The sequence below is a fragment of the Chryseobacterium sp. C3 genome (genome assembly GCF_014218905.1).
GTDB lineage: Bacteria > Bacteroidota > Bacteroidia > Flavobacteriales > Weeksellaceae > Chryseobacterium > Chryseobacterium mucoviscidosis.
Map to the genome: position 1 here is coordinate 14,286 of NZ_JACLCU010000015.1, position 18,887 is coordinate 33,172.

Annotated in this window: 20 protein-coding genes and 1 pseudogene; 13 read left to right on the forward strand and 8 right to left on the reverse strand. The window is 31.6% G+C overall.

Annotated features, from left to right (window positions below; all coding sequences use genetic code 11):
• Positions 1–612: 612 nt before the first annotated feature.
• The 7 genes and pseudogenes from H6W53_RS20860 to H6W53_RS20885 form a co-directional block, all read right to left on the reverse strand.
• Entirely contained in the window at positions 613–1,158 is a 546-nt protein-coding gene (locus H6W53_RS20860; protein ID WP_185209491.1) for a WG repeat-containing protein, read from the reverse strand.
• 89 nt (positions 1,159–1,247) lie between these two features.
• Positions 1,248–1,364, reverse strand: a pseudogene (locus tag H6W53_RS21740) (WG repeat-containing protein); the annotation flags it as partial.
• 558 nt (positions 1,365–1,922) lie between these two features.
• Positions 1,923–2,357, reverse strand: a complete 435-nt coding sequence (locus tag H6W53_RS20865) for a hypothetical protein (protein WP_185209493.1) — start codon at positions 2,355–2,357, stop codon at positions 1,923–1,925.
• A 765-nt stretch (positions 2,358–3,122) separates the two neighbouring features.
• The gene (locus H6W53_RS20870) at positions 3,123–3,536 is read right to left on the reverse strand and encodes a hypothetical protein (RefSeq protein ID WP_185209495.1); all 414 of its coding nucleotides are present in this window, start codon (positions 3,534–3,536) and stop codon (positions 3,123–3,125) included.
• Between the two features lie 243 nt (positions 3,537–3,779).
• On the reverse strand, positions 3,780–4,382 hold the full coding sequence (locus H6W53_RS20875) for a hypothetical protein (RefSeq protein WP_185209497.1): 603 nt from the start codon (positions 4,380–4,382) through the stop codon (positions 3,780–3,782).
• A gap of 46 nt (positions 4,383–4,428) precedes the next feature.
• Complete coding sequence (locus H6W53_RS20880) at positions 4,429–4,905, reverse strand: hypothetical protein (protein ID WP_185209499.1); 477 nt, start codon at positions 4,903–4,905, stop codon at positions 4,429–4,431.
• Positions 4,906–4,910: 5 nt separating this feature from the next.
• Positions 4,911–7,016 carry a hypothetical protein gene (locus H6W53_RS20885; protein WP_185209501.1) on the reverse strand — a complete coding sequence of 702 codons (2,106 nt, stop codon included), beginning with the start codon at positions 7,014–7,016 and terminating at the stop codon, positions 4,911–4,913.
• Between the two features lie 106 nt (positions 7,017–7,122).
• On the opposite strand from H6W53_RS20885, the gene H6W53_RS20890 reads away from it, so the two are divergent.
• Entirely contained in the window at positions 7,123–7,491 is a 369-nt protein-coding gene (locus H6W53_RS20890) for a helix-turn-helix domain-containing protein (RefSeq protein ID WP_185209503.1), read from the forward strand.
• Between the two features lie 115 nt (positions 7,492–7,606).
• On the opposite strand, the gene H6W53_RS20895 is transcribed toward H6W53_RS20890, so the two are convergent.
• A complete protein-coding gene (locus tag H6W53_RS20895; RefSeq protein ID WP_087710611.1) occupies positions 7,607–7,873 on the reverse strand; it encodes a hypothetical protein in 267 nt (88 codons plus the stop codon).
• Between the two features lie 233 nt (positions 7,874–8,106).
• On the opposite strand from H6W53_RS20895, the gene H6W53_RS20900 reads away from it, so the two are divergent.
• The 12 genes from H6W53_RS20900 (at position 8,107) to H6W53_RS20955 (ending at position 18,764) form a co-directional block, all read left to right on the forward strand.
• Positions 8,107–8,565, forward strand: coding sequence for a GtrA family protein (locus H6W53_RS20900; protein WP_076395241.1), 459 nt, complete (start codon positions 8,107–8,109; stop codon positions 8,563–8,565).
• Positions 8,566–8,568: 3 nt separating this feature from the next.
• On the forward strand, positions 8,569–9,297 hold the full coding sequence (locus tag H6W53_RS20905) for a lysophospholipid acyltransferase family protein (RefSeq protein WP_317169765.1): 729 nt from the start codon (positions 8,569–8,571) through the stop codon (positions 9,295–9,297).
• Between the two features lie 41 nt (positions 9,298–9,338).
• The gene (locus H6W53_RS20910; protein ID WP_116099768.1) at positions 9,339–10,787 is read left to right on the forward strand and encodes a sugar MFS transporter; all 1,449 of its coding nucleotides are present in this window, start codon (positions 9,339–9,341) and stop codon (positions 10,785–10,787) included.
• Between the two features lie 91 nt (positions 10,788–10,878).
• Positions 10,879–11,838, forward strand: coding sequence for a DUF3810 domain-containing protein (locus H6W53_RS20915; protein ID WP_185209505.1), 960 nt, complete (start codon positions 10,879–10,881; stop codon positions 11,836–11,838).
• A gap of 551 nt (positions 11,839–12,389) precedes the next feature.
• Positions 12,390–13,910: a thioredoxin domain-containing protein gene (locus H6W53_RS20920; RefSeq protein WP_228457851.1), complete on the forward strand. Its 1,521-nt coding sequence runs from the start codon at positions 12,390–12,392 to the stop codon at positions 13,908–13,910.
• Positions 13,911–14,015: 105 nt separating this feature from the next.
• A complete protein-coding gene (locus H6W53_RS20925; protein WP_185209507.1) occupies positions 14,016–14,195 on the forward strand; it encodes a bacteriocin-like protein in 180 nt (59 codons plus the stop codon).
• Positions 14,196–14,215: 20 nt separating this feature from the next.
• A complete protein-coding gene (locus H6W53_RS20930) occupies positions 14,216–14,416 on the forward strand; it encodes a bacteriocin-like protein (protein ID WP_185209509.1) in 201 nt (66 codons plus the stop codon).
• A gap of 80 nt (positions 14,417–14,496) precedes the next feature.
• Positions 14,497–16,689, forward strand: a complete 2,193-nt coding sequence (locus H6W53_RS20935; RefSeq protein WP_185209511.1) for a peptidase domain-containing ABC transporter — start codon at positions 14,497–14,499, stop codon at positions 16,687–16,689.
• A 69-nt stretch (positions 16,690–16,758) separates the two neighbouring features.
• On the forward strand, positions 16,759–16,938 hold the full coding sequence (locus H6W53_RS20940; protein ID WP_407933587.1) for a bacteriocin-like protein: 180 nt from the start codon (positions 16,759–16,761) through the stop codon (positions 16,936–16,938).
• A gap of 28 nt (positions 16,939–16,966) precedes the next feature.
• Positions 16,967–17,164: a hypothetical protein gene (locus H6W53_RS20945; protein ID WP_185209515.1), complete on the forward strand. Its 198-nt coding sequence runs from the start codon at positions 16,967–16,969 to the stop codon at positions 17,162–17,164.
• Positions 17,165–17,188: 24 nt separating this feature from the next.
• Positions 17,189–17,386 carry a bacteriocin-like protein gene (locus H6W53_RS20950; RefSeq protein WP_076395219.1) on the forward strand — a complete coding sequence of 66 codons (198 nt, stop codon included), beginning with the start codon at positions 17,189–17,191 and terminating at the stop codon, positions 17,384–17,386.
• 79 nt (positions 17,387–17,465) lie between these two features.
• Positions 17,466–18,764: an HlyD family secretion protein gene (locus H6W53_RS20955; RefSeq protein WP_185209518.1), complete on the forward strand. Its 1,299-nt coding sequence runs from the start codon at positions 17,466–17,468 to the stop codon at positions 18,762–18,764.
• Positions 18,765–18,887: the final 123 nt, after the last annotated feature.

An 18,887-nucleotide genomic window follows, 5' to 3' on the forward strand; every position in this document is an offset into this window, starting at 1 on the left:
TTAACTGAAGTAAATTTAGAAAAAATCTTCATATTCGTATGTAGATATATTTCTACAAATATGGTTGATACTTATTAGTAGTGAAAATAGTAATACTACTGTTACGAAAATAAAAGAATTAATTACTAAATATAATTTTAATGACATCCTAATGCAGTTATTGGTTTTTTATCTTGAGATAATCTTTTACAAAAATGACAATAATATTTCAATTGATCATTTTTAGATTGACAAAAGAGTTAGTCTCACAACTCTGTAATGTAGCTTAAGATTCTATTGTATAAAAAGTATTTTCATCAAGAAGTAGAGAAAGACTTTACCATATATCTCCATAATTTAATATTACATCATTGCTTAATTCATCATTATATAGACCAAAATTAACACGGATAGCAAAAATAGCCCAAGGAAAAAGTAACCAAGAGATTTATTTCCTATTACAAATGCCCGAATGGAAATTGCTAACATTGACGAAAAGAAAAAGGCGACCCCAGTATTATTATTAATGCTACAACAACCAAAAGTAAAAATACTATGCTCATAACTTTTTGTAATTTATTATTTATAAAACCGCAGAAAATTTCCTGCGGCTTATTAATTTATAGATAATTTTCAATTCATATTATTAAGATGTTTTGTAACTTCTTCGTATGAATCGTTTGGCTGTATTACTACTTTTCCTTTTGTATTTATAACCAGCCATTTTTTATTTATTGTAACAACTGATAAGCCATTGATAAATTCCTCGCAATAATCATATTTAATAGGAATTACAATTTCACCTAATTCATTAATAAATCCAAATTTATTGCCTTTGCTAGCCTTTGCTAGACCATCATGAAAATCTCCAAAAACCATATAGATAAAATCGGTTATTTGGATACCGTTGTAATTGAACAATGCAAATAAATTATTTTTTTCTACAACAATTAAATTTTCATTTAAATAGGTTATTTGATCATATATACATGGAATAATTTCTTTACCATCAAGATTGAATAGACCATACAAACTTTTTACTGATCGCAAATCTCCTGAATCGTTTGACTTTAAAATTGTGTCGACATTTTTAGTAACCTTATAGAGGTTTTTATTTTTTGGTATATAATAAAAGCTTTCTGGAATTATTATTTTTAAATTTTTATCTATTATTCCCATATTATATTCTCCAAAATATTTTGTATGATATCCAAACAAAAAATGATCATTTTCTATGTATTGAATTAGATTGTATTTAAAGGGAATGATTACATTATTTTTTTATCTATAATTCCTGCAGAATCATTTTTATAAACGACAGCATAATTATCCACAAATTTTTTCGCAAATTGATATTGAGGCTTTATAATAATATTATCCATTCTATCTTTATATCCCTATAATATATCCTGATTAAAAACAGCCAACCCTTGGCTTTTTAAAATTAATGGCATAAGCAGAAGAAATAATGATACAAATAGAAGTCTATTTCTCTTCATAAATCCATTTTTTAAAAAAATAGTAAATAAAACCTGAACAGCCCAAAATGATCAGAATTGATCTAATAATACTATCAATTCTTTCATTTTTCGCAGTAAAAAACTCTGCTGATAAATAAAAGGCAATTGTAAAAAAAAGTACAAAAATATAATTAAGTCTAATAATTTTATTTTTAAATAAATAAAAAATAATCATTAAATAAAAAAAAATATATATAAAGAAATACGTTATTAGAATATAAAAAAGCCAATAAACACTCATAAAAAGATCTATCAAACTCCTTATTACAATAAAATTCATATTACAAATTACCACCCATGATACCACTAAAATAGTTAATAAAGTAACTTTTAGTATTTCTTTTATTTGCATCCTAATGAGCTTATTTTATTGGTTCTTCCTTTTTAAGTAATTCTTTTGAAAGTTGACCGTCGAATCTACAATTATTTCTTGTCTATTGATGTTGCATCACTAATTATTTCAGGGAAATTGGGATGCCGTATATAGATTTTTCCTTTTCCTTCTGAAAATTTAAACTCTATCTCTGATTTTTTTTCTTGATAAGAATCTGTTTCTTCATCATACGTCAATACTTTATACTTCATATCACAATCGTACATGTTTTTAAAATCACATTTTAAAGTTTCAATTATTTTAAATCGAATATATAACTCGTCTTTATTGTCTTTTCGAATCTTTAAATCTATAAATTCTTTTGTGATATTATATTTAATAGGCACATACCAATCTATTCCGTCGATTGGTAGATTATATGCAAAGAAACTTATTTCTTTAGGGTAATTAGTATTTTGAGAAAATGCTTTTTGATAAGCAAAAAACAAAGTAATTAAAATGAATATTTTTGTTATTTTTTTCATAAGGTAAAGTCAATCCATTTCTTAAATAAATACCAATTTGCATATCCTAAAATTATAGTGATAAATATGAATATTATATTATAATTAAATGGGTCAAAATAAGTTATAGTAAAGATATAAATCAATATTGTATATGAAAAGTGTATCCATAATTTATTTCCAAATTTCTTTACCAAAAGATATAATATTAAAAATAGCCAGAAATATGCAATTGATGCAAATAATATAAAATCATACAAAAATATTAGTTTTAAATGGCTAATTTTTGTATCAAAAGTAATTCTATTATTTATATTTACTAATCTATATGGCTTTGTGACTTCAGAATAATTAGTTAATGTTCCTAAAAATATTTGAAGGGTATTTTTCAAACTAATAGAGATAAACATAATCCCTATTAGTTTAAAGAAATTTAGTGCGAAATTTTTCATTTTTTTTTATTAGTTGCATCCTAATGAACTAATGGTTTATTTCATTTAAAGTAATCTTTTACAAAAATGACGACCATCTTTATGCTGATGAAAGATTTAGTCTGATGAACATAAAGGCAACACCCAGTATTCTTCTTAATGCGATAACAACCAAAATTAAAAATATAATATGCTCGTAACTTTTTTTAATTTTTATTTATAAAACCTCAGGGATGTTCTGCGGTTTTATTTTTATGGATTTAATCGTCTATAAAATTCATTGATTATTTTCTCTTTTTCTTTAGCCTTTTTATTGGAGTTAATAATATTCATAGAGAAACTTGCACCGATTGGATTATATCCAAGATTCAAAACACGCTGTATTAATTAAATTCGCCGTTAAAATAGAAGCATACGGATCAAACAATTTAATTTCTTTTTTGTAGTCTTCTAAAAAAGTTAGATACTTAGGATCATTAAGTTCCTCGTTGATTTTATCAACATCTTTTTTAGTGACAACTTTTTTCAGCGTTAACAATTCTTTCATATAAGTTAAGCTATATAGCTTCATTCCTATACTGGTTTTTGATTGAATTGTATCTGTGTTGTAATCTGTCATTTTTTGCTTCGTTAAATGACTGATATTATTAATAATAGTAAGCTCTTTATTACCATTCTTTTTATAAACAAATATTCTAAATCTGTCATCAGGATATGGCTCTGTTGTTAATGGAATACTATCAAGGCTTTCCACCTTCATAATTACCATATCGGATGTGTTTTCCTTTACATCCCAAATTTTATAATGATTTCTATATTTCTTGGTTGAAGTTGCTGCAAAGAAAATGCGGTTGATGTATATAATGTATCATTAGAACTTTTATATACATGCATTTCATCTGGACCAATAAAGTAATAAGGCTCTTTGAAGATTTGTGCCTTACTTTGAAAAGAAAATAATAAAGTAAGTAAAAATGTTATTATTAGAATATTTTTTTTTATTCACTTGCTTTTAATATTTTAAAATCTTTCTTAAATCACTTAAAAGAAACTCTATTGGAAATTCGCCAAAATAACTTCTATAACTACCTTTATATAGTATAACATAACTGGAACATGGATAATGATAATTAAAAAATATATTTTCAATCAAACCTTGGGGATCTTTCTGCCATTTTACTTTTGTCATATTTTCTAGACCTTCATTATTTTTATATAAATATAAAACTTTAGAAGTAGTAATCTCATTAACTAATTTTTCCGTCATTTTGTAAGCTAAACTTCTTTCTTCTTGGGTTGCTATGCCTGATGAATTGCAAGGATCTTTTCCTGGATAATAAATAATAACTGTAGGATTATTTTTGTTAATACTTATTTTTAATGATTTCTGAAGATCTGATATTATTTTATCCGTTTCTATTTTCCCTTTTTTTAATCTCGTTTTTACAATTTTTGCAAATTGTAGAGAATCGTTATAAGCTTTAAAATTTCCTTGTTTCTCTTGCCACATATCAAATTCTTTTTGGGTAATCATTTCATTCTTATCATTAAAAAATGTTTTTTGAGACAATAAATAATTACTTGAAAGTAGTAGAACTAAAAATATATTTTTCATAGTATTTCTAATTATAATTTATGTAGAAAATTTGTACGTTTTTTTATTATTTCACCTTTATATATCTTAAATAATCCCCATGTTCTTGTCCTTTTAATGGAGGAGTATAAATATATAACGCTAATAGGCTATCTTTTTTACGATAATATATAGCTATATCAGAATAAAAATTATCTTTTTCATGATTTCTAACTCCTATAAAAATTGATGGCGATTTTTCCTTATAGTTATTCACATAATATATATTTTTTTTTAAGCCATCTTCTATCTCTCTAGTTTTAGTATTAATAAATTTATTTGTAATTATTTCATTATCTTTAATATCAAGATAATAACTTATAGAATCAGTAATTCCATATCTTTTTTTAGAATCCTTATCTAATTTATATTCTCCAATCAATTTTTTAAAAGAAAGTTCATTTTGGGGGTTTGCACTTAAAAACTCCTCATTAAATGCCGCCTTAGGACCATCTTGACAAGATAATAAAGAAAGAATTATCATAAATGAAAATATTGTTTTCATAATTTCTAATTTACAGTTATTATTTCGTACCAACCAAATGTTTCGGCAATAGTTCCTCCCAAATGTACACCTGTTCCTCTTGGCTGATCGGGGATTACACTATCATCGGTAGGATCTCCATTATAATCGTTCAGTCCTCTTGTTCCTGACGTCCAACCCGTTTTGTTTTTAATGACAAATGTAAGCTTATATTGATTCCCACCTAACGCTGTAACATAAACATTTGTATGATAAGAACCAATACAAAATTGCATTCCATCAAGTTTCACAATAGTATCAACAGTAGCACTTGAACCAAAAACCCATTCACCGTCAGTAGGTGATAAATCACCTTGCTTTATCTTCTGTATTGATTGATTTCTTAAACCTGATACTGACGTAGGATCTGCAACTCCATTTTTCACATTATGTGCAGATAAATATCTCATAGGAATAACATACGGAGTAGGCTGCCCACTAATTGTATAATCTGAACCTGCAAAACCTAGAGTCGGTAAATTTCCATATCCTGCAGAATCATTCACAGGAAAATCTCCTATTTCAAATAACCAACACAGTAAAATATCTGTCCATTTCATATAATGAGGGTTTTGCTCTATAGGAACTTCTGCCATTACATTTACCTTCATAAATTCTATGAACTCGTTTATTTTCTGGAGCGCATTAGGGTGAGTTTTAAAATACTTATTAGAATGCTCATATATTATTCTTCCATATTTTATGGCTTCCGGTGTATTTTCTTTAATAAGATAAATCATATAATCTTTTGCAAACTTCCATGCAGGATTCTGAATGTTGATCTGGCTTACTGCATTATTTTGCTCTGCTATTAATAGTTCCGTAAATATTGGAGCAAGAGCATTTGCCATTTTTACTTGATTTGCATTATTATAATTAATTGCTTCAAATTTTATTTTTTCTAAATCATAAGGATTTTGTGAAAAATAATTATTTGCATTTGGATTATTTGCAAGAAATGATTTAAAAAAATTATAAAAAGGCTGAAATTGTACCAAAGTCGTATCAGGATTTTGAATAAGAAAGTTTAAAACGGCAATACCTAACCCGGGATTATGCTCGGCTAATATATTACTTATCAGCGTCCAATTTTCCTGATAACTCCCTTCCTGCTTTAAAAAATTTATAATAGTAGCATATAAAAAAGTATCTCCTGTGTTATTTGATGTTTTCATGTAATCAATAAGTGATTTCAAGAAATTCAGATGAGGGACAGAGCTATCTTCATTATACAGCTTCGCAAGATCTATTCCTAATACGGTATGAGCATCATACCATGAAAGATGTGCAGCACTGAGCTTTAATCTGAATACTCTATTCATTTCTATCAATTCTGCCTCGCTTCCTATATACGGAGCTGTATCGTAAGAGCCGGAACTTCCATCATTCGGGATGTTAGGATTGGTATTTGGACCGTCTGTCTGATTGCTGTAATTGGAACAGATATCTTTTATGGCAATAATTGTAGGCTTGGGAGCCGCATTATCGCCTGTGAGTGTACAAGTATTGTCTCCATACTCATGATGATAGCTACTGGAGCAGGTTCCTGTTTCCCATGTAATCTCATAACATCCTACAACATCGGTTTGAATTCTCGAACTTAAATTAAGCTTATCAATATTAAAAATTTTTATTTTCGACTTAATATCCACATCGTGTCCGGAAATAAAAAGATCCCTTTCTTGTTTTGTTAAAGCATATTGTATAAGAAATCCGGAGTAAGTTTTATCTGCATTTTCTTTAAGTACCAGATTTTCAATTTTATCAGAATTTGTTCTGTATACAGGAAATGTGTAGGTCTTTTTTTCTCCTCTTTCTGCTAAAAGCACCTCGTCGGTATTGATAATTGCTCCTTCAAGAACAGAATCCTGAACAGATTTCCCAATAATATTATTTGTTTTAAATCCTTTAGATTCAATTTCCGAAAGCTTTGAGAGAAGATTTACCTGCTGATTTACCTGCTCTTTTCTGAGCAGAGAGAATTTAGCTTCCGTTTTGAATTTTTCATTTTCCTGTATTGTATCCAATTCGTTTCTACAGCTCATCAGGAAAAATACAAATGCTATTAACAGCAAAAAATTAGTTTTTTTCATCGTGTTTTGATTTAATATTTTTTTTGCAATATTAAAATAAATACCTTGATGTACAACTCACTTTTACGGAAAAATTATTACTTTTACGAAAAAGATCAGTACTAATATGGAAAAGATTATCAAAAAAATAGCGGAGATCCGCAGTAAAAAAGGTTTCTCTTATGAGAACATGGCTCATGATCTGGATCTGAGCGCTTCAGCCTACCGTAAAATAGAAACCGGAGAGACAAAACTAACCGTTGAAAGGCTTGTGGATATTTCTAAGATCTTGGAAACTCCATTGAATGATTTGCTGGAAACTGATTCGCAAAAAAATTTTAACCAGGAAATACGTGAAAATGGAACGGGTTATCAAGCTGTCGACAATGATAATATTTATTACGAATATTCTGAGATTTCAAAAAAATTAATTGAAGTTTACGAACAACAGATCAAGGATCTAAAAGCAGAGATTGAGGCATTGAAAAGTAAGTAGGTTTGTGATGCTTCGACAGGCTCAACATGACATTGCGAATACTAACTGAAATAATAAAAGAGAGCCCACTAATTTCGTAAAGCTCTCTTTTAGTATTTTTTTTTCAGATGCATTGTTATTGTTTTATGTCTGTGGTCTTTTTATCGTTAAACTGAATCAGCCAGTCTTCAATTTCATCTTCCAGATAAGAGGTCTGAAGAATCATCGCGTTGATGAAGTCATCGGGAACAGGTTCGTCTGTTGCATTTTCAAGATTCCAAAGTTCATTGGACATATTTTCATACTCGGAATAGACACGTTTGAAGCGTGAATTTTCTCTTTCTAGAGCTTCAATATTTTGCTGCTGAAGCTGGAATTTTCTGTATTTGTTTTGACGTTTCATACAAATATTATTAAAATGTGGTCGTAAAAATTTTTGATCGTATGCTTCTAATCACGCATTACAAGATAGAAAAAACCATCAACACAAATAGTTGAAAATGAATTTATTATCAGGTCAGGTTTACATCATTCTGAAAATTAAATTTAGAAATAATTTTGAATCTAAAAAAATATTTAACATCTTTTTTTATCGGTTTAACATATAATTATAAATTTGCATATCATAAAAATCGGATGAGAGATTTAATACTACGTCAGAAACAGGTTTTGTTCTTCATCATTGCAGGAGGACTCAGTGCGGTTGTGGAAATCGGGAGTTTTAAACTCTTCAGCACTTCCCTTCCTCAGTTCTTTCCGCGCGAAACCAATTTCCACGGAATCCATTATCCGCTGAGTAATATTTTTTCGACAAGCTGCGGAATCATCACCAATTATTTCCTGAGCATCTGGTTTGTTTTCGAAAGAGGAAAACATTCCAAAAGAAAAGAATTTGCGTATTTTATGATGGTTTCATTTATTTCAACCTTATTAAGTCTCGGTTTTTTCCAGATTTTTTACAGCTATATATTTAAGGATAATATAGATTTGATTATTTATACGCTGAGTCCGGAAATGATCAGTAAAATTGCGGCTATTCTTCTGGTTTCGGTTTTAAATTATTCCATCAAGAAAAAAGTAATCTTTAACGGATAGGCTGTGACGAAAGTTTTAAATTACCTCTGGAGATTCTGGATGCTGATTTTAGCATTTGTCTTCACCATCCTTTTCGGAATTCCGGTTTACATTTTATCATTCAATAAAAACCATTATAAATATGCTTACCGGTTTGTACGATGGTGGAGCTACTGCATTTTTTTCGGGATGGGTCTGCGGTACGATCTTACGAAGCTTTCTGATCAGAAATTAGACAAAAACCAACAGTACGTTTTCATATCTAACCACACATCGATTATGGATATTATGCTGATGTGTATTTTGTGTGCAGATCATCCTATTTGTTTCGTAGGAAAAAAAGAACTGGTAAAAATTCCGATCTTCGGAACCATATATAAAAGGATCTGTGTAATGGTAGACCGTAAAAGCGCGAGAAGCCGCGCAGATGTTTACCGGAGATGCGCCGAAAAAATGGAAGAAGGAAACAGCATTGTTATTTTCCCTGAAGGCGGTGTTCCGGATGATACCTCTATTATTCTGGATGAATTTAAAGACGGTGCATTTACGCTTTCTTCGAAACACAACTCTCCTATTGTGGTCTTTACTTTCATCGGATTAAAGGAAATTTTCCCGTTTGACAATTCCAAAGGTTATCCCGCTAAAGCAAAAGTTTATTTCAACGGAATTTTAACTCCTTCAGAATCACCGAAAGACCTTAAATCGTCCGCTTTTGAGACAATAAAAAAAACTCTGTTAAAACACTATAATTAATAGAAATAATATATATTTGTTTTCAGAAATTTTCAACAAATATGTCAAATTATTCTAAACAAACCAATTGGGGACAATTTATCCCATTGGTTACTGTATTTTTTTTCTGGGGATTTGTGGCGGCAAGTAATGACATTTTGATCCCGGTTTTTCAAAAAGCCTTTAATTTATCTCAAACCGAAAGTATGCTTGTACAGATATGCTTCTATGTGGCATATACAGTGGGCTCTTTGATTTATATGCTGGTCTCTGCGGGATTAAAGCAGGATCTGGTGAATAAGATAGGTTACAAAAACGGGCTTATTGTCGGGCTTCTTATTTCTGCAGCAGGAACTTTACTGTTCTATCCGGCTGCGAATATGCATTCTTTCCCTTTGATGATCTCCGGGTTATTTATCGTGGGACTGGGCTTTTCATTGCAACAGATTGTAGCCAATCCTTTAGCGATTGAAGTAGGACCTTCGGAAACAGGTTCTCAGAGATTAACAATGGCAGGAGGAATCAATAATCTCGGAACCACAATCGGGCCCCTTATTGTTTCTTTTGCGATCTTCGGATCTGCAGCAGCAGCGAATAATGATGTAAGTGTTGAAAGTGTAAAAGTTCCTTATCTTATTCTTGGGGTTGCGTTCGTTTTAGTTGCAATTATGCTTAAATTTTCTTCTCTGCCGGCGGTAACGCCTACCAATACTGAAGAAAGTAAAGAGGATCTTATAAAAGGAGATCACAGAAAATCAGCTTTTGAATATCCTCAGCTAATTTTAGGGATGATCGCAATTTTCGTGTATGTAGGTGTAGAAGTTTCCACAGCATCTAATCTTCCTGCGTATATGGAAAAAAGTTTAGGTTTCGAAACAAAAGATGTAGCACCTTATATCTCTTTATACTGGGCTTCTTTAATGATTGGCCGATGGACTGGTGCCGTTGAAGCTTTTGACGTAAGTGCAGGTTTCAAAAAAATCTTAAGATTTTTAGCTCCTTATCTTGCATTTGGAGTATTCTTACTGGTAAATGCCATTGCAAAGCACGATCTGTCTCATTTCTATGTTTACGGATTGATTATTATTGCAATGATTATCTGCGATATTATGAGTAAAGGAAATCCTGCAAGAATGCTTTTGATCTTTTCGGTTGCAGGTATTACCGCTTTACTGATTGGTATGTTTACAAAAGGAATGGTTTCTGTATATGCCTTCACCAGTGTAGGTTTATTCTGTTCTACGCTTTGGCCTTGTATTTTTGCTCTTGCGATCAACGGTCTTGGAAAACACACCAACCAGGGTTCCGGATTCCTGATCATGATGATTATGGGAGGAGGAATTGTAAGCTTTATTCAGGGGTATGTTGCCGATATGACGAATATTCACTTCAGTTATATTGTAGGAGTAATCTGTTTTGCTTATCTTGCTTTCTATGCAATAAGAGTAAGCGGAATTTTGAAATCTCAGGGAATTGATCTTGACAAAATCACAAAAGGCGGTGGTCACTAAGAATACAAATATATTATATAAGAAAAGGTTTTGGGCAGGTTTATTACTTGCCCAATTTCTTTTGTTTTATGTCTTCTCGAAATCTGAAATTATGATTTCTTTTTTTGAAACTTTATTTGAATTTCAGAAAACGGTTCATCAGATGATCTTTTCATGGATTCCTTTTTCCTTTGGAGATGTACTTTATATTTTGCTGGGAATTTTTCTTGTGTATTGTATCATTACATCATTTAAAAAGAAAAACAGGAATTCTTCTTTTTTAAAAATATTAATGAGCATAAATATCTTCTATTTTTCGTATCAGATATTCTGGGGAATGCTCTATTTTCAGACTCCTATTATTAAAAAGCTACCAAGCCAGAAAGAACCTACTGTTGAAAAGGCAAAAGTATTGGCTTTAAAATATCTCGCGCGATGCAAGGAAACACGAAAACTGACTTCCGAAGATAAAAACGGAATTTTTATTCTGAAAGATTTAAAAGCCGTTCAGGAAGAAATTCTTCATCAGCAAACAAAACTTCCAAAAAACATTTCGGATAAAAAAGCTTCTGAAATTAATTCCTTCAAACCAAGTTTATTTAAGAGTGTGATGAATTTCACAGGAATTTTGGGATATTACAATCCGTTTACGGCTGAAGCGCAATATAATTCACAATTACCGAATACGCTTATTCCGTTTACTTCTGCACATGAAAGTTCTCATCAGCTTGGTTTCGCCAGAGAACAGGAAGCAAATTTCGTGGGATATCTCATTGGAATTGATTCGGAAAATACAGATCTTCGGTACAGCACAGAATATTTTACCTTAAAAAGCCTGTTGAATTTCATCGTAGATAAAGATCCTGAATTTGTAAAATCTGTTTTGAAAAACTATTCTCCGGAGATGAAAAAAGACAGAGCTTATGAAAAGGCTTTTGTTCTGAAACATCAGGGTTTGCTGGACGACTTTTTCGGCTTTACGAACAACCTTTTCCTGAAGAGCAATCAGCAGGAAGGCTCTGTTACCTACTCCTATTTCATTGATCTTCTGATGAATTACGAAAAGGAATAAAAAACAAAAGAATCGTATCAGGCGATACGATTCTAAAAACACAAATGATGAAAAAAAATTTATTACCTTGACTTGTTCCCTCATTCAAGGCGATGTAAAAGTACGATATTTTTCAGAAATACAAAAGTAATTTTACTTTTTTTAAAAACTTTATGAAAACTTTATGAATTTTTAAGTTTTTTTGAGTTCATCTGATTTTTTTTGATTCAGAATAAATTTGTGAATGTGTTAAATATTTTTCCTATCTAATTTTTTTTAAATACTGATAAAATAAAAGCATCTGGATCCAAATGTTTTTATATTCAGATGAATTTCAGATTAAATCATGCAATGCCTTACACTGTTCTTCTTGATAACAATTCGAAGATGTTAAAGTTGACTGTCCGACTATCTTCAGAGAAAAATTTGCTGGATTTTATTAACAGTAAATAGTAAAATAGCAAATATCATTTATAAAATTAAATATAAAACATTCATAAGCAATAAAATAACCATAAATCACGTTAAAATGAAAAAAGTATTTGTTTTTTTCAAACATCTGCTTATTTTAGATGAAAAATATTAATATGCTATTGGACAAACTCATTAACTATCTAAAACTCGACAAACAGGAGTTTCTTTTTCAGTTCAACTCACACCCAAATTATCCTTCTGCTTTAGCTTTCAGCGACACATTAAATTTCATGGGCGTACGAAATGATGCGTACGAATTAGATAAAGAATATTGGGATGAACTTCCTGAAGAGTTTATTACCATTGTAGATAATTCTTTTTCGCTCGTTAAAAAAAACGGCACACAATATTCCATTTATTCCGATAAAGCAAAGATTTTAAATAAAGAAGAACTGCACAAAAAATCCACAGATTTTGTTTTACTTTTTGAAAAAGATAAAGTGGAGCAAAAAACCGTGACGAGTTATAAACCTTTTATTTATGCTATTTTTGCGGTCGTTCTAATTTATTCCGCAATTAATTTAGCATGGTATGAAGCAGTTTTCAACGTTTTATCGCTGGTTGGAGTTTATATTTCTTTAGAACTTTTTAACCAGAAATTTGGAAATACTTCTACCGTTATCGGAAGTATCTGTGGAGATACAGCAGGAAAACAGGCAGTAAATTCCTGCAGCAAAATCATTACTCAGGATAAGACAAGCATTTTAGGGCTAAAGTTCTCAGATTTTTCTCTGATCTATTTTGTTGGACTTACCATTTTAGGATTGTTTCTTCCTGCAACTTCACTTATTATTAAAGGTTTTACCTTTGCTTCGGTTATTGCAATCGGCTATTCTTTATATGTTCAGGGATTTGTTGAAAAAACTTTTTGCCGTGTCTGCCTTTTGATTATTTCTGTTTTAACAGCCCAGATTTTAATCAGTGTTTTGGTTTTTCCAATTATCTCTTTTGGTCTGAAAACCGCTTTACTTAGTATTATTTTATGGATTGCTGTATTTTCAATGGTTTTGTATTTAAACAATACACTTGAAGAAAGAGAAACCCTGCAAAAATCGAATGCAAAAAATTTAAGATTCAAAAGAAATTATGAACTTTTCAAAAGAGAACTATTAGAAAAAGAAAAAGTAACATTTTCTGATAATGAAACCTTTTTTGTAGGAAACAAAGATGCCAAATTACATTTATCGATTGTTTCAAATCCATACTGTGGATTTTGTAAAGATGCTCATAAAATTGTAGAAACTTTACTTACTAAATATCCAAATGATATTTCGGTGCAGATGAGATTTAACTATTCTCCGGATAAACAGAACGAGAAATTCACGAATCTGATTTCAGATTTCATGTATACCTACCGAAATAAACCATCTCAGGAGTTTTTACAGCTTATAGAATATTGGTTTGAAAACAAAGACGAAAATAAAGTAAGACAAAAAGCAGGAACGAATTCCGCTCAGGAGGATCTTACTCCTCTTGTGGAAATGTCTGCCGAAAACAGAAATGCTGGATTAAATTTTACGCCAATCATTTTGATCAACGGTTATCAGTTTCCGGATAAATATGATCGTGAAGATATTTACTATTTTATTGATGAATTGTCTGAAGACGAAGAAATTTAACGGGTAATTAATTTTTGTAATGCAAAATTCACTAATTTAGGAAAAATTTAAAGCGGAATCCGAAAAGCTTAAAAAGAGTAGGAATTTAAAACAAATTATTATACAATGAAAAATCTAAAGAAAATTTCAAGAGAAAATTTGAAATCTGTAAAAGGAGGAATTACCAAAGAATGTGCTGATGGACAAGCTGCGTCTGTAAAATGCTATATTTCACAATCTGAATGTACTAATGATCCTGATTCCGGAGGTTTCTGCATTCGCTATTGTAATAGATACTGCTATTAATTTTAACTAATAATTAAAAAATGGAAAATCTAAAAAAACTCTCAAGAGAAAATTTGAAATCCGTAAAAGGAGGTGTAAAAGAAGGGTGTCCTGGACCAAAATCACCATATTATCGTCCATATGCTACACAAGCAGAGTGTGAAGCAGCCACAGGAAAAACCTGCTCATATTCAGAAGAAAGCTATTGTTTTCCTGCAGGATGGAATGCGGATCTTCTATAAAAATTAATCAATTAATTTTTTGAAAGAAATAGTTGTCGTCGAATCGGCGACAACTTATTTATAAATAAAAACGTCAATCATTGAAATCTTTTCCTTTCTATCGTCAACCAGACTCCAAAGACTGCGGTCCTACCTGCCTTCGTATTGTAAGCAAACATTATGGCAAAAGTATATCTTTACAACAAATACGTAACCTTTCAGAAACGACAAGGGAAGGAAGCAGCTTACTCGGATTGAGTGATGCTGCGGAAGATCTTGGGTTCCGTTCTTTAGGAGTTCAGATTAATTTCGAATCTTTAGCGGAGGAAGTTCCGTTTCCCTGTATTGTCCACTGGAATAAAAATCACTTCGTGGTTGTTTATAAAATAGACAAAAGCAATAAAGTATATGTTTCAGATCCCGGATACGGACTCATTACCTACACAAGAGAAGAATTCATCAAACTATGGATCGGTGAAAATGCCAATGAAAAAACAGAAGAGGGAATTGTACTTATTTTAGAAACTACCCCTGCTTTTTTTCAGACAGAATTTGACGATCAGGAAAGTAAAGCCAGTTTTTCTTTTCTTTCAAAATATGTACTGAAGTATAAATCACTGGTTATCCAACTTGCAGTAGGGCTTTTGGCAGGAAGTTTACTTTCTCTGATTTTTCCTTTCCTTACCCAGAGTATTGTCGATGTCGGTATTCAGAATCAGGATCTTAATTTCATTTATCTTGTCCTTTTAGCACAGGTAATGCTTTTTATGGGAAGAATGGGAATTGAGATGATTCGAAGCTGGATTTTGCTTCATCTTTCAGCAAGGATCAATATTTCTATTATTTCCGATTTCTTTATCAAACTCATGAAGCTTCCGATCAGTTTCTTCGATACAAGAATGACGGGAGATATCATGCAGAGAATTAATGATCATCACAGAATCGAGCAGCTTCTCACAAGTTCTTCGCTGAACACCCTGTTTTCACTAGTCAATCTTATTATTTTCAGTATTGTACTGTTATTTTATGATTACAGGCTGTTTATCGTCTATCTTATCGGAGCAGCGGCTTACATCGGATGGATCAGTTTTTTCCTGAGCAAAAGAAAAGAACTCGATTACAAAAGATTTTCACAGGTTTCCCAGGAACAAAGCAAGGTGATCGAACTGATTAACGGGATGCAGGAAATCAAAATGCATAATGCCGAGAAACAAAAAAGATGGGACTGGGAATTTCTACAGGTGAAATTATTCAAGCTGAGAATAAAATCTTTGTCTTTGGAACAATGGCAGTCTGTAGGAGGAAATTTTATCAATCAGATGAAAGATATTTTCGTGAGCTTTCTTTCGGCAAAATTGGTACTTGAAGGAAATCTTACGTTAGGGATGATGCTTTCTGTTCAGTATATTATCGGACAATTAAACAGTCCATTGCTTCAATTAATTGATTTCATTAAACAATTTCAGGATGCTAAAATTTCGTTGGAAAGATTGGGTGAGATTCATGATAAAGATGATGAGGAAAACAAAGAAGAACAGTACTCCCATGACATTCCTGAGAAAGATATTCTGGTGGAAAACGTTTCATTCAGATACACCGGCTCCGATGTTCCGGTTTTTGAAAATCTTACACTCAGCATTCCCTTTCAGAAAACGACAGCCATTGTTGGAGCCAGCGGAAGTGGAAAAACGACACTCTTAAAACTTTTAATGAAATTCTACGAACCTTCTCAGGGAGAAATTCGATTAGGAAATACAAAGCTTAACAATATTTCTCCGAGATTCTGGAGAGACCATTGTGGAGTGGTAATGCAGGAAGGTTATGTATTCAATGACACTATTGCCAATAATATTGCTGTTGGTGAAGATTATGTAGATAAGCAAAAATTGAGGAGATCCGTAGAAATTGCCAACATTAAAGAATTCATTGAAGAATTGCCTTTAAGCTACAACACAAAAATCGGAAATGAAGGTTTGGGAGTGAGCGGCGGGCAAAAGCAGAGACTTTTCATTGCAAGAGCGGTTTATAAATCTCCTGATTATATTTTATTTGATGAAGCAACTTCTGCTTTGGATGCAAACAATGAAAAAGTAATCATGGAAAATCTCGAACAGTTCTTCAAAGGAAAAACAGCAGTTGTGATCGCCCACAGGCTTTCCACCGTAAAACATGCCGATAAAATCATTGTTTTGGATAAAGGAAAAGTGGTAGAAGAAGGAAACCATGCAGAATTGGTTGCTCTGAGAGGAGAATATTACCGATTGGTGAAGAATCAGTTAGAACTTGGAAATTAAATTTTAGGTATATATATAGCGAAATCCGAAAAGCTTATAGAGTAGGAATAATTTACAAAATCAAATTTTATGAAAAAAATGAAGAAACTAACAAGAGAAAATCTCAAAAATGTAAAAGGAGCAGGTGGTCCCACATATCCGGACGACTCTATTTATTATTGCCACTGCGGCGGTACCGGATGGTACATCGTGGAGGAAAAATCATGTATGGATATTAATGGGAACTATTTTCCACCTATTTGCCAGTAATTCAATTTAAATCACATTTAAAATTACTATGAAAAATCTAAAAAATCTGAAAGGAAGCGGAGGCGGATTTTCGGGTGAAGGTTTAGGAGGTGGAGATTATTTCCCACAAGATCCTCCAATGCCGGGAGAACCATATAACTGCGGCTGCAATTACCTTGCATGGTGCGAAAAAATGTCTGCCTGCGTACACATTAATTTTTATAGTGCAGAAAATTGTCATCTTTAATACAAACTAAAACAAATTTTAATTATGAAAAATTTAAAGAAATTAACAAGAAAAGATTTAAAAGATCTTAAAGGAGGAGGATTAAACGATTGCGGAGCATATTTCCCGCCAGAACCACCGCTTCCGGGAGAACCGTATGATTGTGGCTGCAACCTTATGTGGTGCTCAAAAAGAAGTGCATGTATTCATCAGAATATGTACTCTCCGCAAATCTGCGAATAATTTGAAAATTTTAGATTTCAACTTAAATCTAATATATAAAACAGCAATCTTCTTAACGGAAGATTGCTTCTATTAAAATATGGAAAAAGACATTTTAGATAATATTGAGCTTCGTTCTGAAAGTGTTCAGGATATTCTTACCCACCCTCCTCATTGGATGATCCGTTGGGGAAATACCATTATATTTTTGATTTTAGTGCTTATTTTAATCATGAGCTATATCATCAAATATCCGGAATTTATTCCTGCGCCTATTATTGTGACTTCACAAAATCCACCGGAAAAATTAGAAGCCAGAACCAATTCTAAAATTGAAAAGATATTTATCAAAGATCATCAGGAAGTTAAAAAAGATCAGGTATTGATGGTCATGCAGTCATCTGCAAACTATAAAGATGTTCTTGCATTAAAAAAAATAATAGATTCTTTATCTCCGAATCAAATATCATCATTCCCACTCAGTGAAACCTCTCATTTCAAATTGGGAGAACTTCAGGGAGATTATAACAGTTTTGCAAAAGCTTTTCAGGATGAGGCTTTATTTACGAGATTACAGCCTTATGCTCCGGAAAATCTTGCCGCTAATCAAAGCCTTTCCGAATATAGAGTAAGAATTGCTACTACCAAACAGCAAAAAAGCCTTGAGCAGGCGAAATATGAGTTGACCAAAAAAAATTACATCCGTTCTCAGGAGTTATTCAACCAGGGAGTTATTTCCTCCATGGAGCTTGAAAATGAAAAGATAAAATACATACAGGCGCAGCAAAATTTAGAAAACATCAATATTTCTCTTTCACAGATGGAAGAAGGAATTTCTAATTTAAATAAAACAAAAAGCGGAACAGCGATAAATACAGAAAAAGATAAAATTACCTACTCTTCCCAGACTTTACAGCTTTTTGAACAATTGAGAAAATCGCTGAAGCAGTGGGAGCAAAATTATCTTCTTATTTCGAATACGGATGGTATTGCCAGTTTCCAACAGTTTTTCGGAGAAAATCAGTTTATAAAAGCAGGAGATGCCGTTTTATCTATTCTTCCTAAAAACCGGGAAAAATTAGTCGGCAGAATGTCTGTTCCGGCAACAAATTCTGGTAAAATTGCTTCGGGTGAAAAGGTATTAATTAAACTCGACAATTACCGCTATCAGGAATATGGGATAGTAGAAGGAAAAGTACAAAATATTTCTCTTTCTCCAGATAAAGATGGAAATTACTATGTAGATGTACTTCTCCCGAAAGGATTAAAGACCAGTTATAACAAAAATTTAGTTTTTGATAAAGAATTAAAAGGAAGTGCGGAAATTGTTACTCAGGATCTGAGATTGATTGAGCGCTTCTTTTATCAGATGAGAAAATTATTAGGATATCAAAGCTGATACAAATATAGAAACCGGAACGCCATTGTTTCGGTTTTATTTTTTGGGTTTAATAGTCAAAAATAGTTGGTAAAATTCATCGTACTGCCGATTGTTACTGATGATATATAAAGTTTATTGAAC